The organism is Micromonospora yongxingensis (assembly GCF_052601155.1).
On record NZ_JBQXEO010000006.1, the window covers coordinates 23941 to 42391 of the forward strand.

Annotated in this window: 11 protein-coding genes; 6 read left to right on the forward strand and 5 right to left on the reverse strand. The window is 71.3% G+C overall.

Annotated features, from left to right (window positions below; translation table 11 throughout):
- Positions 1-6 precede the first annotated feature (6 nt).
- The 4 genes from ACTWLT_RS09995 to ACTWLT_RS10010 are packed head-to-tail and all read right to left on the reverse strand — an operon-like array spanning position 7 to position 4019.
- Positions 7-888: a carbohydrate ABC transporter permease gene (locus ACTWLT_RS09995; RefSeq protein WP_445318068.1), complete on the reverse strand. Its 882-nt coding sequence runs from the start codon at positions 886-888 to the stop codon at positions 7-9.
- Positions 885-1895, reverse strand: a complete 1011-nt coding sequence (locus ACTWLT_RS10000) for an ABC transporter ATP-binding protein (RefSeq protein WP_445318069.1) — start codon at positions 1893-1895, stop codon at positions 885-887. The genes ACTWLT_RS09995 and ACTWLT_RS10000 overlap by 4 nt, the downstream gene beginning before the upstream one ends.
- Complete coding sequence (locus ACTWLT_RS10005; RefSeq protein ID WP_445318070.1) at positions 1888-3189, reverse strand: ABC transporter substrate-binding protein; 1302 nt, start codon at positions 3187-3189, stop codon at positions 1888-1890. Before ACTWLT_RS10005 ends, ACTWLT_RS10000 begins: the two co-directional genes overlap by 8 nt.
- Positions 3186-4019, reverse strand: coding sequence for a carbohydrate ABC transporter permease (locus tag ACTWLT_RS10010; protein ID WP_445318071.1), 834 nt, complete (start codon positions 4017-4019; stop codon positions 3186-3188). Before ACTWLT_RS10010 ends, ACTWLT_RS10005 begins: the two co-directional genes overlap by 4 nt.
- A gap of 374 nt (positions 4020-4393) precedes the next feature.
- Between ACTWLT_RS10010 and ACTWLT_RS10015 the strand changes: the two genes are divergently transcribed.
- Positions 4394-6307: a Xaa-Pro dipeptidyl-peptidase gene (locus tag ACTWLT_RS10015; protein WP_445318072.1), complete on the forward strand. Its 1914-nt coding sequence runs from the start codon at positions 4394-4396 to the stop codon at positions 6305-6307.
- Positions 6308-6349: 42 nt separating this feature from the next.
- Here the strand turns inward: ACTWLT_RS10015 and ACTWLT_RS10020 are convergent, their stop codons facing one another.
- A complete protein-coding gene (locus tag ACTWLT_RS10020) occupies positions 6350-7579 on the reverse strand; it encodes a PucR family transcriptional regulator (protein ID WP_445318073.1) in 1230 nt (409 codons plus the stop codon).
- Positions 7580-7773: 194 nt separating this feature from the next.
- Here ACTWLT_RS10020 and ACTWLT_RS10025 point away from each other — a divergent pair, with 194 nt between their 5' ends.
- The 5 genes from ACTWLT_RS10025 (at position 7774) to ACTWLT_RS10045 (ending at position 18447) form a co-directional block, all read left to right on the forward strand.
- On the forward strand, positions 7774-8760 hold the full coding sequence (locus ACTWLT_RS10025) for a LuxR C-terminal-related transcriptional regulator (RefSeq protein ID WP_445318074.1): 987 nt from the start codon (positions 7774-7776) through the stop codon (positions 8758-8760).
- Between the two features lie 112 nt (positions 8761-8872).
- Positions 8873-10648 (forward strand): alpha/beta hydrolase, encoded by a 1776-nt coding sequence (locus tag ACTWLT_RS10030; RefSeq protein WP_445318075.1) that lies wholly within the window; start codon positions 8873-8875, stop codon positions 10646-10648.
- Between the two features lie 499 nt (positions 10649-11147).
- A complete protein-coding gene (locus ACTWLT_RS10035; RefSeq protein ID WP_445318076.1) occupies positions 11148-15179 on the forward strand; it encodes a discoidin domain-containing protein in 4032 nt (1343 codons plus the stop codon).
- A 245-nt stretch (positions 15180-15424) separates the two neighbouring features.
- Positions 15425-16651, forward strand: coding sequence for an MFS transporter (locus ACTWLT_RS10040; RefSeq protein WP_445318077.1), 1227 nt, complete (start codon positions 15425-15427; stop codon positions 16649-16651).
- A 122-nt stretch (positions 16652-16773) separates the two neighbouring features.
- Complete coding sequence (locus tag ACTWLT_RS10045; protein ID WP_445318078.1) at positions 16774-18447, forward strand: ABC transporter substrate-binding protein; 1674 nt, start codon at positions 16774-16776, stop codon at positions 18445-18447.
- Positions 18448-18451 lie beyond the last annotated feature (4 nt).

The window sequence follows — 18451 nt, forward strand, 5'->3', positions numbered from 1 at the left end:
TCACGCTCAGCGCAGCACCCGCCAGCGTCGGACCATCAGCAGCAGCGCGGTGATGATGACCCCGGTGACCACCATGAGGACGCTCGTGATCATGGCTCCGTAGGCGAAGCCGGAGAACTCGAAGACCTGGTCGAAGATGTAGACCGGCAGGTAGAGCGTGGCGTTCGCCGGCCGGCCGTCGGTGAGGACGTACGCCGGCACGAAGTTGACCTGCAGGGTGAGGATCGTGTCGCGGACGGCGAGCAGCACCAGCACCGGCGCGAGCAGCGGCAGCGTGAGCCGGCGCAACTGGCCGAACGGGCCGCAGCCCTCCAGCGCCGCCGCCTCGTACAGCCGGCCGTCGAGCATCCGGCGGGCGGCGAGCACGACGATGAAACCCTCACCGATCGGGAACGCGAGCATCAGCGCCACCGCCACCCGTGCGGAGCCGGGCTCGGCGAGCCAGTTCATGCCCGGGTGGCCGACGAGCCCGAGCAGTTGGTTGAGCGGGCCGTAGAGCGGGTTGAGCACCCACAGGAAGAGCACCGCCAGGGCCACGTCGGGTACGACGGTCGGCAGGTAGACCGCGACCCGGAACCAGCGGCCGCCGGGGCGGGGCGCGGCCAGCAGCAGCCCGAGCCCGATGGCGGCCAGCAACCGCAGCGGTACGGCCAGCGCCACGTGGACCGCGGAGGCTCGGACGCTGTCGACGAGGAAGTCGTCGGCGAGCAGCCGGCGGACGTTGGCGAGGCCGGTGAAGCGCGGGTCCCGGGTCAGCCCGGTGTGGTCGGTGAACGCGTAGCCGAGGTTGAGCAGGGCGGGCAGCGCGATCAGCAGCGCGACCGCCACCGCGTACGGCGCGAGGAACGCCCACGCGGTCAGCGGTCGGCTGGCCCGGCCGGTGCTCACCGACGTCGCCCGGTGTCGGCGTCGAAGCGGTGGATCCGACCCGGGTCGGCGCGCAGTCGTACCTGGTCGCCCGGCCACACGCCGGGGCGGGGGCCGGTGCGGACGGTCAACCGCGTGCCGTCGTCGCAGCGGGTCAGCAGGATGGCCTCGCTGCCGAGCGCCTCCACCGCCTCCACGGTCGCCGCCACCGGCCCGTCGGGGTCGAGGCTCAGATCCTCCGGGCGTACGCCGAGGGTCAGGTGGGTGGCGCCGCCCAGCACGCCGCCGCCGGGCACCAGGTTCATCGGCGGGCTGCCCAGGAAGCCGGCCACGAAGGTGTCCGCGGGTTCGTCGTAGACCTTCTGCGGCGGGCCGATCTGGCGGACCCGACCGTGGTCGAGGACGACGACCCGGTCGCCGAGCGTCATCGCCTCGGCCTGGTCGTGGGTGACGTGGATGGTGGTGGTGCCCAGCTCCCGGTGCAGGGTGAGCAGGTCGGCGCGGGTGGCGAAGCGCAGCGGCGCGTCCAGGCTGGCCAGCGGCTCGTCGAGCAGGTAGACGGTCGGCTCGCGCAGCAGCGCGCGGGCGAGGGCGATGCGCTGGCGCTGCCCGCCGGAGGTCTCGTCGGGGTAGCGGTCGAGCAGGTCCGCGATGCCGAGCCGGTCGGCCGCCGCCCGGGCCCGCTCTTCGGCCTCCGCGCGCCGGACGCGGCGGACCCGCAGCCCGAACAGCAGGTTGCCGCGGACGGTGAGGTGGGGGTAGAGCGCGTAGTCCTGGAAGACCATCGCCACCGCGCGGCGGTGCGGTGGCACCCGGGCCACGTCCTGCCCGTCGACGACGACGCGACCACGGTCCGGCCGGTCCAGGCCGGCGATCAGCCGCAGGATCGTCGACTTGCCGGAGCCGGACGGGCCGACCAGGGTGACCATCTCGCCGGCGCCCACCGCCAGGTCGACGCCGTCGAGGGCGACGACCTTCCCGTACGACTTGGTCAGCGATTCGAGCCGGATCACGCCCCGCTCAGCCACCGGCGCCCACCGGGAGCGCGAAGAGCGGCCGGAGCTTCTCCTCCAGTTGTCGCAGCCCCTCCTCGCGTCCGATCCGGCCGTAGAAGACCTCCTCGAGCAGGCCGCCGGCCTCGCGCTCCACCCGCGACCAGGTGCCGGTGCGCGGGGTGGCACGCAGGTGCGGCTCGGCGTCGAGGTAGACCCGCGACGACCGGGGCGGCTTCTGCGGGTCGAGGAAGTCGGGGGAGTTGGCCACGTCGAGCCGGGACGGCACCGTGCGGCCCGACGCGGCGAGGATCCGTTGGCCCTGCCCGCCCATCGCGAACTCGATGAACCGCCAGGCCTGGTCGTGGTCGGGCAGGCCGGCGCTCATGCAGTAGGCGTCGCTGTGCAGGATCGACGCGGGTACGCCGCCCGGCGCGACCGGCAGCGGCGCCGCGTCCCAGGTGAAGCCGTCGATCGTGCGCAGCGTCGGCACGGCGACCCGGCTGTTGAGGTACATGCCGAGCGTGCCGCGCAGGAACCGGGCCTCACTCGACTCGCTCTGCTCCTCGGCGTCCGGGGGCACGACGTGGTGCTTCAGTTGCAGGTCGAGGAACCAGTCGACGGCGGCGCGGGTGGCCGGGTCGCCGGTGAGGGTCAGGGTGGTCGGCTTGTCCGGGTGGTCGACCAGCTCACCCCGGTTGGACCAGACGAACGGGGCGAGCCGCGGCAGGGACGGCTCCACGCCCACGCCGTACCTCCCGTCGCCGGTCAGGGCCCGCCCGGCGGCCAGGAAGTCGTCCCAGGTCCAGCCGGCCTTCGGCAGTGGCACGCCGGCCGCCGCGAACAGGTCGGCGTTGTAGTAGACGACCAGGGACGACATGTTCTGCGGCAGGCAGGTCAACGTCTTGCCGTCGAACCGGAAGGCGTCCAGTGCTCGCGGGGAGAAGTCGCTTTCGTTCAGCGCCTCGCTGCGGTCGAGGTACGCCTGCGCCGGCTCGATCGCCTGCTGGGCGGCGAACTGGCCGTAGCGGCGGTAGTTGAGCAGGAACACGTCGGGTGGCTGCCCGCCGGCGAACGAGGTGGTCAGCCGGGCCATCAGGTCATCCTGGGTGGCGACGGGAGAGAGGTTGACGGACACGTCCGGGTGGGCCTGCTCGAAGGCGGTGACCAGGCTGCGGTAGCCGGCGATCTCCTCCGCGTCACCGAAGAGCACGACGGTGATTCCTGGCCGGTCGGGCGCGCCGTCGCCGGCGCCGCAGCCGGCCGCGTAGCCGAGCAGCAGCGCGGCGGTGATCAGGGCACCCCATCGTCGAGCGCGGAACGTGCTCACCTACGACCTCCAGATCTCAGTGCCGCCAGCGGATCGTCGTTGAGCAGGATTCGCTGGGCGAGCAGGAACACCACCACGCACGGCGCTGTCGCGACGACGCAGGCGGCCATCAGCAGCGGCCAGTCCGTCGGGTTCAGCAGCCGCAGGAACTGCAGGCCGAGCGGGTAGGTGTAGCGGTCACCGCTCTGCAGGTAGAGCAGCGGGTCGATCAGGTTGGACCAGTGCAGCGTGAAGGCGAGCACGCCGACGGCCAGCGTCGCCGGGCGCACTTGCGGCAGCGCCACCCGGCGCCAGATCGTCAACCATCCGGCGCCCTCCAGCCGGGCCGCCCCGAGCTGGGTGTCCGGCACGCCGCCGAAGCTCCACGCGTAGAGCAGCACCAGGAAAGGGCTGCCGGCGAGCAGCGCCGGGGCCAGCAACGGGACGTACGTGTCGACCACGCCGGCCAGCCGGAACAGCTCGAACCGGGTGGCCCACACCGCGGTGACCGGCACCATGAGCACCGCCAGCAGGCCCAGGACCGCCCGGCGGCGGGCCACCGGCGTCAACAGCCGCAGCCCGAAGCCGGTCAGTGAGGCGACGACGACGGTCAGCGGCACGGCGACCGCGACGACCAGCGCCGAGTTGGCCAGGTACCGGAACAGCGGGATCAGCTCAGGCAGCCGGGCGTACGCGGCCATGGTCGGCTCGGGCGGGAGTACCTCGACGGTGCGGGGCGGGGGCAGGCCGGCGGGTCGTAGCGAGCCGACCACCATGAACCACAGTGGTGCGGCGAAGAGCGCCGCGAACGCCGCCGGCACCAGGAACCGCCCGATGAACCGCGGGATCACGGCTGGGCCCGAGAACCGCACATCCCGCCCTTCCCGTCGCCCGTCAACCGGTTGACGCGCTCGTCTCCGATGCCGCCGATGGGCTCCGCCGGTGACGCTGGGTGACGGTCGGGTCGACCGGCGGAGGTGGTGCGGCGAACCTATGGCCGGGCGGCCGGCGCGTCATCGGGCACCTGTTGGAATCACCCGCTGTCCCGTCCTACGCCTGTCGAGATGCGACAGACGTAGGACCGGACGCCGATCACCTCCCGCATCTGTCCGATGACCATCCGTGAATCGGTTTCTAGGGTGCGAGGAACTGCCGCACCGCCGGCACGTCGTCCTCGCCCGGGACGACCGGGTCACGGCCGGTGCCGGAGATGGGGAGGAACACGATGCGAACCACAAGGAGCTGGTGGCGAGCGTCGGTGGTGGTCGTTGCGGCCATCGCCGTCGGCCTGCCGGCGGCAACCGCGACAGCGAACCCGACGGCGGGCCGGGTCAGGCCGGTCATTCAGCACGGAGTCACCCAGCCGGTGTTCGGGTATGCCGACGCGATCCGCGAGCGGGTATTCGTCACCTCCGACGTCGACACCGACGGCGACGGCGCCCGCGACGTCGTGGCGATGGACATCATCCGGCCCAAGGCCAGCCAGGCCGGTCTGCGGGTGCCGGTGATCATGGATGCCAGCCCCTACTACTCCACCGTGTGCCGGGGCAACGAGAGCGAGTGCAAAGCTGACGTCGACGGCGACGGCCTCAACGACCAGTGGCCGCTCTTCTACGACAACTACTTCGTCCCGCGCGGCTACGCCGTGGTCCTGCTCGACATGATCGGCACCAACAACGCGACCGGCTGTCCGGTCACCGGTGGTCGCGCCGACAACATCAGCGCGCCGACCGCGATCGACTGGCTCAACGGTCGTCGGGCCGGCACCGACGCGGCCGGCAAGCGGGTCGTCGCCGACTGGCACAACGGCAGGACCGGCATGATCGGCAAGTCGTACGACGGGACGCTGGCCAACGCGGCCGCTGCCAGCGGCGTGCGCGGGCTCACCACCATCGTGCCGATCTCGGCGATCTCCAGCTGGTACGACTACTCGCGCAGCAACGGCCTGGTCACCCGGGCGAACAACTACTCCGGCAGCCTCTCCAACACGGTCACCAACCCGGACCGGCGGGAGCACTGTGCGCCGGTGCGGGCCCAGCTCGGCGTCGACAGCGACGACGCCACCGGCGACTACAACGCCTTCTGGGCCGAGCGGGACTACGTCCCGCACGCGGACCGGGTGCGGGCGAGCGTGTTCGTCGTCCACGGCATCAACGACAACAACGTCCGCGCGGACCACTTCAGCAAGTGGTGGGACGCGTTGGCCGAGGAGAACGTGCCCCGCAAGCTCTGGCTGACCGGCACCGGTCACATCGACCCGTTCGACTTCCGCCGGGGCGAGTGGGTGGACACCCTGCACCGGTGGTTCGACTTCTGGCTGCACGGGGTGCAGAACGGCATCATGGCCGAGCCGATGGCCGACATCGAACGGGCTCCGGACGTCTGGGAGACCCACCGCACCTGGCCGGTCCCGGCCGCCCGGAGCACCCAGGTGTTCCTGCGCCCCGGCGACGAGGGGGCGGCCGGCGGGCTGTCGGTCCGCCCGCAGCCGGGTAAGGCGTCCCGGACGTTCCAGGACACCCCGTCGATGAGCCAGACCAACGCGATCCGGCACCCGTCGGACCCGGCGGCGAACACGGAGAACCGCCTGGTCTTCCTCTCCCAACCGCTGCGCCAGCCGCTGCACATCTCCGGCACCCCGATCGTCAAGATCAACGCATCGGTGAACGGCGAGGACACCAGCTTCGCCGGCCTGCTGGTCGACTACGGCACCCGGCCGCGGTTCAGCACCTCCGGCGACGGCATCCGGACGCTGACCACCGAGGACTGCTGGGGTGAATCGGCCACCTGGGGCGGACGCACCGAGGACGCCTGCTACCGGCAGACCGAGAAGACCGTCGCCACCGATCCGCAGGAGCTGGTGACCAAGGGCATCCTGGACGGCCTCAACCTGAAGTCGCCGTCCGTGACGACGCCGCTGGTGCCGGGCAGGAAGAACTCCGTCGACGTGCCGCTGCTCCCCGAGGACTACGTCTTCGCGGCCGGCAACCAGGTCGGCGTGGTGCTACTCGGCTCGTACTCCGGCTACAGCAGCCGGGCGAAGCAGAACCAGGCCGACATCACCGTCCACTTCGACCGCAGCCGGATCGAGCTACCGATCGTCGGTGGCCGCTCGGCGGCCGTGGCCGCGGGCCTGTAGCCGGGGACCCGGTGGGCGGGACGGTAGCCCCGCCCACCGGTGTCACTCCAGCGGTCGGTACGCGCCGGTCAACCGGCCCAGCTTCAGCGCCAGGTGCAGACAGAGCCGCTCGTTTCCGTTCTTCAGGTCGGTGTCGGCCAGCTCCTCGATCCGCTGCAGCCGGTAGTAGAGGGTGGTGCGGTGCAGGCGCAGCTGCTCGGCCGTGGCGTGCGCGTTGCCGGCCAGATCCAGATAGCGCTCCAGGGTCTGCAGCAACACCGGGTTCGGCTGCTCCCGCAGCAACCGTTCAAGCCCGGGGTGCACGTCGGCGATGTCCAGGTTCCGACCCTCCATCCGCGACAGCACCCGGTAGATGCCCAGCCCAGCCCACGACACCACCGGTCCGAGCGCCGGCAACCGCACGCCCACCCGGGCCGACTGCAGCGCCTCCCCGTACGACGCGATCGCCTCGGTCAGCCGGGGCCGCGGCTGACCGACCCCGACCACGACGCGCGCCACGGAGCCGAGCCCGCGGGTCGCCTGCCGCAGGTTGTCGTCGAGCAGCTTCGCGACGACCTCGGGGGAGTGGCGCCCGGCACCGCGCTCGCCGCAGAGCAGCAGCACCCCGTGGTCGTCGCGGACCAGGTGCAGCGCCTCCCGGGTGCCGATCCACCGCCGGGTGGTGACCAGCGCCTGCTCCAGCGCCAGCCGGGCAACCTCGTCGGGCGGCTCGCCGTGCGGCGGCACCATCTGCGCGACAAGCGCGGTGGCCGGCCCATCCCCGGCGATCAGGCCGGTCTCGCGCAGGGTCCGCAGCGACTGGTCCCGGCTGGCGTCGCTGTCGGAGAGCAGGGTCCGCGCCGCCTCGGTTTCCCGTTGGGACGCCAGCTCACCGAGGAGGTTCTCCCGGTACAGCGCCAGCGACAGCTCGCTCATCAGGCCGGTGGCGGTGATGTCCGCGTCGGCCATCGTGCCGTCCGGGTCGATGAACCACACGAACCCCAGCAGCAGGTCCTGGTGACGGATCGGCACACAGACCCGAGGCAGCAGGTCGAGCTCTCGCGACGCCTGCGTGCGCACCACGGTACGGGCGTCCATGATGCCGAGGTCCCGGAACCACGCCATCACCTCCGGGGTGTTCTGCCGGCGCAGGATGGACGCCTTGCGCACGTCGTCCATCAACCCGGTGTGCTCGCTGTAGACCACCACCCGCTGACGCCGGTCCTCAATCAGCGCCGGGCGGCCCGTGTACGCGGCGAGTGCGTCGACGAGGCGTTGCAGCTCCCCTTGCATGAGATCGGCCCGTCACCTCCTCACTGGGTCGTCACCACAGCAGTACCCCGAGTGGGCTGCCCGACTCTCCCGGCGACCCGGTGCCCACCGCGCCACAGAACGATCATGCTGGGCGACGCCGGCCTTCACAACCGTCTATCGGGCCGTAGCCGGCGCCTTCGGCCGTCCGCCCGGGCGCTTGTACGATCGCCGGCATGCCGACCGACCCCTCCGGCGTACCCCCAGTCCCTGAGCTGGGATCGCTCCCACTCGCGTCGGATGTCGCGGACGTCTACCGCGAGCTGCTGACGGTCGCTCCCGTAGCGCAGCGGGAGTTCCTGTCCACCGCGCCACCGCAGGCCACCCGGGCACTCGCCGGGCTGGTCAAGAGCGGGGCGGTGCACCGCGACGCCGCCGGTGTCCTGCACGTCCGCCCGCCGCGCACCGCGCTGGAGAGCTGGGCGGCGCAGCGGGAGATGGAGGCCGCCCGGGCCCGCGCCACGGCGGAGACACTGTCCGGGCTGTACACCGCGGTCCACGGCACCGGTGCGGCGTTCGTCGAGGTCATCGAGGGCAAGCAGGCCGCCCGGGAGCTGTTTCGCCAGTTGCAGGCCGGCGCCCGCACGCAGGTACGAGGGCTGGAGCGCGGGCCGTACCTGCGCGACACCACACGGGTGCCGGAGGAGGTCCAGTACGACGCGCTGCGGCGCGGCCTGCGCTACCGGTGCGTCTACGAGGGGGAGTTGCTGCACGACGAGGCGATGCTGGCCGCGGTGCGCGCCGCCGTCGCGGCGGGCGAGCAGGCCCGCGTCTTCCCCGAACTTCCGCTGAAGATGATGCTGACCGACGCCGACCGTGGCCTCATCATCCTGCCGCGCGGCAGCGGGGACGACGCCGACGCGGTGCTCGTGCACCGGTCCCGCCTGTTGGACGGGCTCTCGGAGCTGTTCGAGGTGTTCTGGCGGCTCGGTGCGCCGATCCACGCCACCGCCGACGCCGCCCAGCCCGATGACGAGCCCTCCGCCGAAACACAGCGGCTGCTCGCGCTGCTCACCGCGGGCCTCACCGACGAGTCCATCGCCCGCGACCTCGGCATCAGCAAACGCACCGTGCACCGTCGGGTCAGCCGGTTGCAGGAGCTGCTCGGCGCGCGCAGCCGGTTCCAGCTCGGCGTGCAGGCCAGCCGGCGTGGCTGGTTGTGACTGGCGAGATCACGCCATGGCCGGTCTTCGTCAGGGCGGGATCGAAGCACCGAAACACACCTGGGCCAGGGTGGAGGCCATTCGATCATCTGCTCCATGAGAGGACGGGACGATGCCTCACCCCTCGACCGGCCTGCGCCGCGCGCGCCGGCCGGCCGCCATCCTCGCCACGGCCCTGGCCGCTGCCGTCCTGAGCAGCGGTACGGCCGTGTCCACGGCTGCTGCTGCCACGGCTGCCGAGCCCGACACCGCCGCCCTGGCCGGCTCCCTCACCGCCCAGCGGCCGACCTGGGAGCCGTGCGGGCTGCCCGACACCAGCGCCGAGGACGAGGCGAAGCTGCGGCTGTCCTGCGCGACGGTGACCGTGCCGCGCGACTGGCACAACCCCGGTGACGGCAGGACGATCCAGGTCCGCATCAGCCGTACCATCGCCTCCGGCGAGGACCGCAAGGGTGTCCTGCTGGTCAACCCGGGTGGCCCGGGCGGCAGTGGCCTGTCGCTGGCACCGTACGTGGCGCTATCCGCGCCCGAGCTCGCCGAGCACTACGACGTGATCGGCTTCGACCCGCGCGGCGTCGGCCAGAGCACGCCGCTGCTCTGCACGGTCACCTACCGGGACACCGACGTGACCAACGACCTGATCACCCGGGCCAATGTGGCCGGTTGCCGCAACACCGAGCTGACGAAGTACATCACCACCGAGCAGACCGCGTACGACATGGACTTCATCCGGGTGCTGCTGGGTGAGCGGAAGCTGAACTACCTGGGCTACTCGTACGGAACCTGGCTGGGCACCTGGTACGCCGCCACGTTCGGGAGCCGCACCGGCCGGATGGTGCTCGACTCGGTGGCCGCGGTCGGCTCGCCGACGCTGCAGGAGACCTGGGACCTGCAGCCGTTCACCCGTGACCGGGCGTTCCAGGAGCAGCTTCTGCCGTACATGGCCCGGCACGACGATCTGTACGGTCGGGGCACCGACCCGATGGCGATCCGGCAGATGTTCGAGCGGGCCGGCGGCACCCGGGTCGGGATGGGGCCGTTCATGTTCGGCTGGTTCATCCTCGGCGCCCTCTACGACACGCAGAACTACCCGACCGCGGCGGCGGCGGTCAACACGGTGATCCAGTACTACGAGGAGTGGAACGGCTGGACGCCGGAGCAGATCCTCGCGGCGGCCACCACGAAGCTGCTCGCCGCGCCGGGGATCACCGCCGACGACCGGGCGTACATCCAGCGGTCGCGGGTCAACGCCGAGGCGGCGTTGAAGGCCCAACGTGACCAGTTCACCCTGGCCCAGGGTGCGGGTGAGTACACGTACGACATCGACTACGTCTTCGAGGTGATCCGCTGCCAGGACGGGCAGTGGAACGACAGCGTCGCGTACTGGAACGCCTTCAGCCGGCGACTGACCCGCGACGCCCCGCTGGTGGCCCCGTACCTGCAGAACCCGCCGGCCTGTGCGTACTGGCCGACGAGCAACCAGATGCCGACGTTCGACCGGAAGACGTTCCCCAAGGTGCTGATGCTGCAGGACGAACTCGACGTCGCGACGGCGTACGAGGGCGCGCTGACGGCGTCGAAGAAGCTTCCCGGCGCGTCGATGATCAGCGTCGACAACGAGGGTAGCCACGGTGTCTTCCCGTACTACACGACGTGTGTGGACGACCCGGTGTACGCCTACCTGCTGGACGGCCGCCTTCCCTCCGAGACGTACACCGGATGCCAGGCGGTGCCGCTGCCGGGCGAGACGGCGGTGTTCGAGGTGGGTGGCAAGCTGACCGGCAAGGGGACTGTGCGGACCCAATTGATCAGCGACGACATGCGGGCGGCGAACCGCATGCTCAAGCGGATGCTGCGTACCGAGCCGGGGCCCTCGTACCCGGAGTGATGCCCTCGGGTGCGGGCGGCGACCTGCCGCCCGCACCCTCTTTCCACTGATGGATCTGTGTCTGCCCTGACTGATCCGCGTCGGTGTCGCATCGGTGGGATGTGCTGGTCGGTGCCTTTGGAGCTGAGTCGTTCACGACATCACGGACCGCGTCGCAGGCTGCGGGGCTCCGGGCTGCGGCTCCGGGCGCGAGTGCGGGCTGCGGGCTCCGGGCGGGAGGCGTCAGCGAGCCGGTCTGAATCGTTTACGACATCAGCTCCAAAGGCAGCGCGCCAACCCCTGCCGCCCCGCAGGCCAGGGCGCTCTGGAGGGCTCCCGGACGTAGCCGGAGTCACCTCAGCGGCCCGACTGTGACCTGCCGTCGGAAGTGGACCAACTGCGCACCGTGTTCGCGGAATCACGATGGACTCGGGGTCTTGACTCTCGTGAAACATGCCGCCACGATCTGACAACGTTGTCTTGGATCCGATCCGACAACGTTGTCATGTCTGGAGGCAAGATGTCCGAGCTATCGCCCATGTCGCGGCGCACGTTCCTCTCCGCCGGAACCACGCTGCTCGCGTCGGTCGGGGTCACCGCGGTGCTGCCGGACGCCCTCGCGTCCGCCGCGCCCGCGACGCCGACGGCCACCGACCTCGCCCTGTACCGCCCGGTGACGGTCTCCTCGACGGACTACGCGCCGACGCCCGGCACGTTCGCCGTGGACGGTCTGCCGCAGGTCGGCGTGCGGGGCAGCGGATGGCGTGCTGCCGCCGGCGATCCGCAGTGGATCTCCGTCGACCTGCAGGCGCCGTGCCGGATCGAGGCGGTCACCCTGGTCTTCGAGGCCACGCTCGCCGACGGGCCGTTCGACGGCAACTACACCGACACCGACGGCGACGAGATCCTCTCCAGCGCCGCGACGGCGTACCGGATCGAGGTCTCCGCCGACGGCCGGGACTGGCGGCCGGTGTACGAGACCAGCGAGGGCCAGGGCGGCGTCCAGGCCATCAAGCTGCCCGAGCCGGTCACCGCACGCTGGATCCGGATGACGTCGACCCGGCGCTCGAACGGCAACCCGGTGGGCCTCAACGGCTTCCAGGTCTACGGCGTCCCCCTGGCGGGCCGGCCGAAGGCCGAGGGGTGGACCAGTTGGGAAGGTGGCAACACCGGCTCGGCGCCCGAACTCACGGTGGCAGCCGACGGCACGGTGCCGCTGGAGTCCGGCTGGTCGTTGACGATGGACGACTTCGCGGGCACCGCCGACGGCGCCGCGCTGTCCAGCCCCGGCGTCGACGTCCGGTCCTGGCTGCCCGCGACCGTGCCCGGCACCGTGCTGGGCACCCTGGTCGACCAGGGCCACCTGCCCGACCCCGTCTCCGGCTTCAACAACATGCGCATCCCGGAGGCGCTGTCCCGGCACACGTGGTGGTACCGGCGCGCGCTGCGCCTGCCGCGCGACCTGGACACCTCGGCCGGTCGCCGGATCTGGCTCGAGTTCGACGGCATCAACCACGAGGCCACGGCGTGGGTCAACGGTGTGCAGGTCGGCAGCGTCGCGCACCCGTTCGCCCGGGCGGACTTCGACATCACCGACGCCCTGGCCGGCCGCCGCGGCGAGCACGTCCTCGCCGTCCGGGTCACCCCGATGCCGCACCCGGGCACCCCCGGTGACAAGGGCCCCGACGGCCGGACCTTCCTCCAGTCCGCCCACCACTACCTGGACGCGCCGACCTACCTGGCGGTGTCCGGATGGGACTGGATGCCCGCAGTCCGGGACCGCGTCACGGGCCTGTGGGACCACGTCCGGCTGCGCAGCACCGGTGCCGTGGTCGTCGGCGACCCGCACGTCATGACCACGCTGCCCGACCTGCCGGGAACGGACACCGCCGAGGTCACCATCAGGGTGCCGGTGCGCAACGCGGCCGACACCCCCACCACGGTCACCGTGCGGGCGGAGTTCGACAAGGTACGCGTCGAGTCGACGGTGACCGTGCCGGCGGGCGGGGACACCACGGTCACCTTCGCGCCGGAGCGCTTCGGTGCGCTGCGACTGCGTAAACCCCGGCTCTGGTGGCCCAACGGCTACGGCGACCCCGACCTGTACGACCTCACGGTCACGGCGACCGTCCGCCGCTCGGTCAGCGACCAGCGGAAGCTCCGCTTCGGCGTCCGCGAGTTCGGCTACGACTGGCACCAGCCGGTCGTGATCTCACCGCCCGCCGCGCCGGCGCTGGAGTTCGTCGACGGCGCCGCCACCCAGACGGTCACGTTCGACCGGCAGCACGCGCGGCACGTGCGTATCCAGGCCGGTCAGCGCGCCACCGGCTGGGGCATCTCGATGTTCTCGCTGTCGGTGGCCGACGGCACCGGGCCGGACCTCGCCCTGCACCGGGACGCGACGGCGTCGTCGGCGGAGAACGACACCAACGTGGCGGGCAGGGCCGTCGACGGCGACCGGGCGACCCGCTGGGCCTCCAGGTCGGAGGACAACCAGTGGATCGCGGTCGACCTCGGCGCGGCTGTCGACTTCGACCGGGTCACGATCGTCTGGGAGCAGGCGTACGCGTTGGACTACCGCGTCCAGGTGTCCGCCGACGGGGACTCCTGGACCGACGTGACGTCGGTCAGCAACGAGACGCCGCTCGGCAGCCGGGCCACGCAGGTCGAGACCTTCCCCACCCGGACCGCCCAGCACCTGCGCATCCAGACCGGCGCCCGGGTGACCTCGTGGGGCGTCTCCATGTGGGCGCTCTCCGTGCAGCGACAGGCCGAGCCGGACGTTGACCTGGCCCTGGGCGCAACGGCCACGGCGTCGTCCTCCGACAGCGACTCGAACGGCCCGGACCGGGCCGTCGACGGCAACCCGCGTACCCGATGGTCCTCGAAGTTCGAGGACAACCAGTGGATTCAGGTCGACCTCGGTGCACCGGTCAGCTTCGACCAGGTCACGATCGTCTGGGAGCAGGCGTACGCCCGCGACTTCGTCATCCAGGTCTCCGACGACGGGCAGCGGTGGACCGACGTGAAGGCGGTCAGCAACGCTGTCACCCAGCTCAAGATCAGCGTGAACGGGGTGCCGGTGTTCGCCCGGGGCGGCAACTGGGGTTGGGACGAGCTGCTGCGTCGGGTGCTGCCCGACCGGCTGGCCGACACGGTCGAGATGCACCGCGACATGAACTTCACGATGATCCGCAACTGGCTCGGCAGCAGCAACCGCGAGGAGCTCTACCAGGCCTGCGACGAGCAGGGCATCCTGGTGTGGAACGACTTCTGGCAGGCAGGGCAGTTCCTGCCCAACCCACCCGGCTACGTGGACATCGCCGCCGACACCATCCGGCGGTTCCGCCACCACCCGAGCATCGTGGTCTGGTGCGGCGCCAACGAGGGCGACCCGCCGCCGATCGTCGACGCCGGGCTCAAGCACGCGGCCGCCACCGAGCACCCGGAGATCCTCTACATCCCCAACTCCGCCGGCGGCATCGTCAGCGGCCACGGCCCGTACCACTGGGTGGAGCCGGGGACGTACAACAACAAAAACACGTACGACACCGGTGCCTTCGGTTTCCACACCGAGATCGGCATGCCGGTGATCCCGGTCGTGGAGAGCATGCGCAACCTCGTCGGCGACGCACCGGCATGGCCGATCGGCGAGGTGTGGAACTACCACGACTGGTCGACGATCGGCAACCAGCGCGTCGGCACGTACCAGGCCGCGATCGACGCGCGGCTCGGCGAGTCCGACTCGCTCGACGAGTTCGCCGTGCGGGCCCAGTTCGTCAACTACGAGAGCCACCGCGCCATGTTCGAGGCGTGGAACGCCAACCTGTGGCAGGACGCCACCGGCCTGCTGCTGTGGATGTCGCACCCCGCCTGGCACAGCACGGTCTGGCAGACCTACGACTACGACCTGGACGTGAACGGCGCCTACTACGGAGCCCGCAAGGGCTGCGAGCCGCTGCACGTCCAGGCCGATCCGGGCACCTGGCAGGTGCGGGCGGTCAACCACACCACCACGGCGCTCAGCGGCGCCACCGTCACCGCCCGCCGCTACGACCTGAGCGGCCGGTCCCTGGGCACGCCCCAGCGTCAGCGGGTGGACGTCGCCCGCTCGTCGACGACGGCCGCGTTCCCGCTCGCCGCGCCCGAGGGCGGTGGGCTGCACCTGGTCCGGCTGGAGCTGCGGGACAACCGCGACCGGCTGCTGGCGGAGAACACCTACTGGCGGTACGACCAGGCCGAGCAGATGCGGGCGCTCAACGACCTGCCGAGCACCCGGCTCTCCACGTCGACCGGTGTCGTACGCGTCGTCGACGGCCGGTGCACGGTCACCACGACGGTCCGCAACCAGGGTCGCACCGTGGCCGCGCTGGTCCGGCTGGCCGTGCACGACCAGCACGGTGACCGGGTTCTGCCCGCCCGCTACGACGACAACTACTTCTGGCTCCTGCCGGGAGAGACGCGTCAGGTGCGGATCTCCTGGCCCGCACGGCCGGGTCTCGCCCGACAGGTCAGGGTGACGGCTCAGGCGTACAACTCGGCCGGCAGTTAGGAGTTCGCGGTGGGAGGCGGCCACCAGGGCCGCCTCCCACGGGGTGACGAAGGAGATCGCTCTGCCAACCGGTGCGGCTCAGCGGGTCCGGCAGATCCTGCCCGCCACCGGATGAGGGCTTTTAGGGCCGTTACCGCACCTCGGCGGAGGGCCACGCCCCATGCTGCACGGGGGACAGGAGCCGCGACGGGAGGGTGCGGGCGGCGACCGCCCGCAGCAGGGGTCCGAGCCCGGGGGGACTGGTCATGTCCAACGTCAGCCGCGCCGACGGCGGGACGGCCCGGTCCAGTTCGAGAACAGCCCCGGCCCGGGTCGCCTTCGCGTTCTGGATCACGCTCGTGGGAACCACCGTGCCGACCCCGCTCTACCCCCTCTACGAGATGGAGTTCGGCTTCTCGTCGTTGACCGTGACGGTGGTCTACGCGGTGTACGCGCTCGGCGTGGTCATCGGTCTGGTCGTCCTCGGCCGGCTCTCCGACCAGATCGGCCGCCGGCCGGTCATCCTCACCGCGCTGGTCCTCTCCGTCGCCGCCGACGCGGTGTTCCTGGCTGCCGTGGACCTGGCGATGATCGTGGTGGGACGGCTGCTCGCCGGTTTCTCCGCCGCACTGGTCATCGGAGCGGCGACCGCGGCCCTGGCAGAGCTGATGAGGAGTCCGCGGCACCCTCGGCGGGCCGCCACTGTGGCGATCTTCGCGAACCTCGGTGGCCTGGCCACGGGCACCCTGCTGGCCGGGGTCGTGTCGGACGTGGCGCCCGAGCCGCTCCGGCTGCCCTGGGCCATCGTGCTGACCCTGGCGGTGGTCGGGATCATCGCGATGCTGGGAGTGCCGGAGACGGTGGCGCAGCGGTCCCCGCCGACCGTGCGACCTCAGCGGTTGCGCGTACCGCCGACCATCCGCGGCGACTTCGTCCGCGCCGCGATCACCGCCGGCACGGGCTTCGCCGCACTCGGAGTGCTCACGGCGGTGAGCGGCCTGTTTCTCGGCGTGGTCCTGCACGAGACCTCGCACACCCTGGCCGCGCTGGTGGTCTTCGTGGCGTTCACCGGGGCCGCGTTCGGTCAGCTGCTGACCCGCGTCCTGTCCTCGCGTACCGCGCTGGCCTGCGCCTGCGCCGGCCTGATCGTGTCGGCCGGCCTGCTCGCGCTCAGCATGTGGATGGCGCTGCTGGCGACCCTGCTCGTCGGCGCGACGATCAACGGTGTCGCGGCCGGGGTGGCGGTCGGCGACGGCATCGCCACGATCACGATGAAAGCCCCGCCGGAGCACCGGGCCGAGGCGGTCTCGACGTTCTTTGCCATCCTGTTCACCATGCTCGGTGTGCCGGCGGTCGGGGTCGGTCTGCTGATCCAGGTGACCGGTCTGCGTACCGCTGGGGAGATCTTCAGCGCGGCGGTGGCGGTGCTCGCGCTGGTGGTCCTGCTCAGCCTGGTAAGGGGTGGCCCCGCCCGTCCGCGACCCGCCGACTGATCCAGTCTGGTTTGTCCACGATGCGCGGGCGTTCGTGGTGCTCGGCAGCCATCCACGCGGGTCTTGCGGCGGTCATCGTATACAACATACGCTCCCCGAATCGCCCACTCGAGGAGCTCCCGATGACGAACCTCTCCTTCAGCGAAACGAGCCAGTCCCGCCGCCGTCCGCTCCGGGCCGCGATGGCCGCGGTCGCTGTCTTCTGCACGGTCGTTGCCTGCTCACCGGTGTCGGACAGCGGGGGCACCCAGTCCGGCGACAACCAGTCGGCAGGCCAGGATTCCTTCGGTACGCCCGCGGACGCCGCCGCCGTCAAGCAGGGCGGCAAGCTGGTCATCGCCCTCTCCGCCGAGCCCGACGCGCTGGACCCGACGCTGTCGCGCAGCCTCTACTCCCGCTACGTCTTCCAGGCGATGTGCCAGAAGCTCTACGACGTGAACGAGCAGGCCCAGGTCGTACCCCAGTTGGCGACCGCCCTGCCCACGACGAGCGGCGACGGCCGGACGGTGACCATCACGTTGCGCCAGGGGGTGCGCTTCGGCGACGGGACGGCGTTCGACTCCGCCGCGGTGAAGGCCACCCTCCAGCGTCACCTGACCAACGCCCGGTCGGCACGCAGGAGCGAACTCGGTCCCATCGACGGCGTCGACACCCCGGACGCGCACACCGTCGTCCTCCGGCTCAAGCAGCCGTTCGCGCCCCTGCTCGGTGCCCTCGCCGACCGGGCCGGCATGATCATGAGCGCCAAGGCCCTGCAGAGCCTGGGCGACGACTTCGCCTCCGCGCCGGTCTGCGTCGGTCCCTTCAAGTTCGCCAAGCGGGTGCCGCAGAACTCCATCGACGTGGTCCGGGACCCGAACTACTACGAGGCCGACAAGGTCCACCTCGACGGCATCTCGTGGCGGATTCTCAGCGATGCGAGCATCCGCGCCGCCAACCTGCGCTCCGGCGACGCCCAGGTCGCCGACAGCATCTCCACGCAGGACGTCGCCTCCCTGCGCCAGGAGGCCGCGGTCTCCGTCCTGCAGTCGCAGTCCCTCGGCTACCAGGGCCTGACGATCAACACCGGCAACGTCGACGGCGTCGGCACCGCGCCCAAGCCGATCAACCGCCCCCTCGCCCAGAACGCCAAGGTGCGGCAGGCCTTCGAGCACGCGATCGACCGCAAGGCGCTGGTCGACGCGGTCTTCAACGGTCTGCACGCCGTCGCCTGCTCGCCCATCTCGCCCGCGAGCCCGTTCTCGTCCCCCGAGGCGCAGACCTGCCCGGCGCACGACCCCGAGAAGGCCAAGCAGTTGCTCACCGAGGCGGGTGTCCAGACGCCGTACCCGGTGACGATGCTCGCCTCGAACACGCCCGACACGCTGCGCCTGGCGCAGGCGCTCCAGTCGATGGTGAAGGACGGCGGGTTCGACCTGAAGATCAACCCGGTGGAGTACTCGTCGCTCCTCGACGAGCAGGACCGCGGCAACTTCGAGCTGCTGCAGCTCGGTTGGAGCGGGCGGATCGACCCGGACGCCAACATCACGAACTTCGTCGGCACCGGCGCCAGCCAGAACGTCTCCGGCTACAGCAACCCCCAGCTGGACAACCTGCTGACCCAGGCCCGGCAGGCCAACGACATCGAGGCGCGCAAGAAGCTGTACGGGCAGGCGGTCACTCTGCTCCAGCAGGACGACGCGCTGATCTACCTCTACCGGCAGCGGAACCTGACCGCCGTCAGCAAGCAGATCCAGGGCCTGCAGGTCTTCCCGGACGGCGTGATCCGCGCGGCCTTCGCCGGTTTCACCAAGTAGGTCG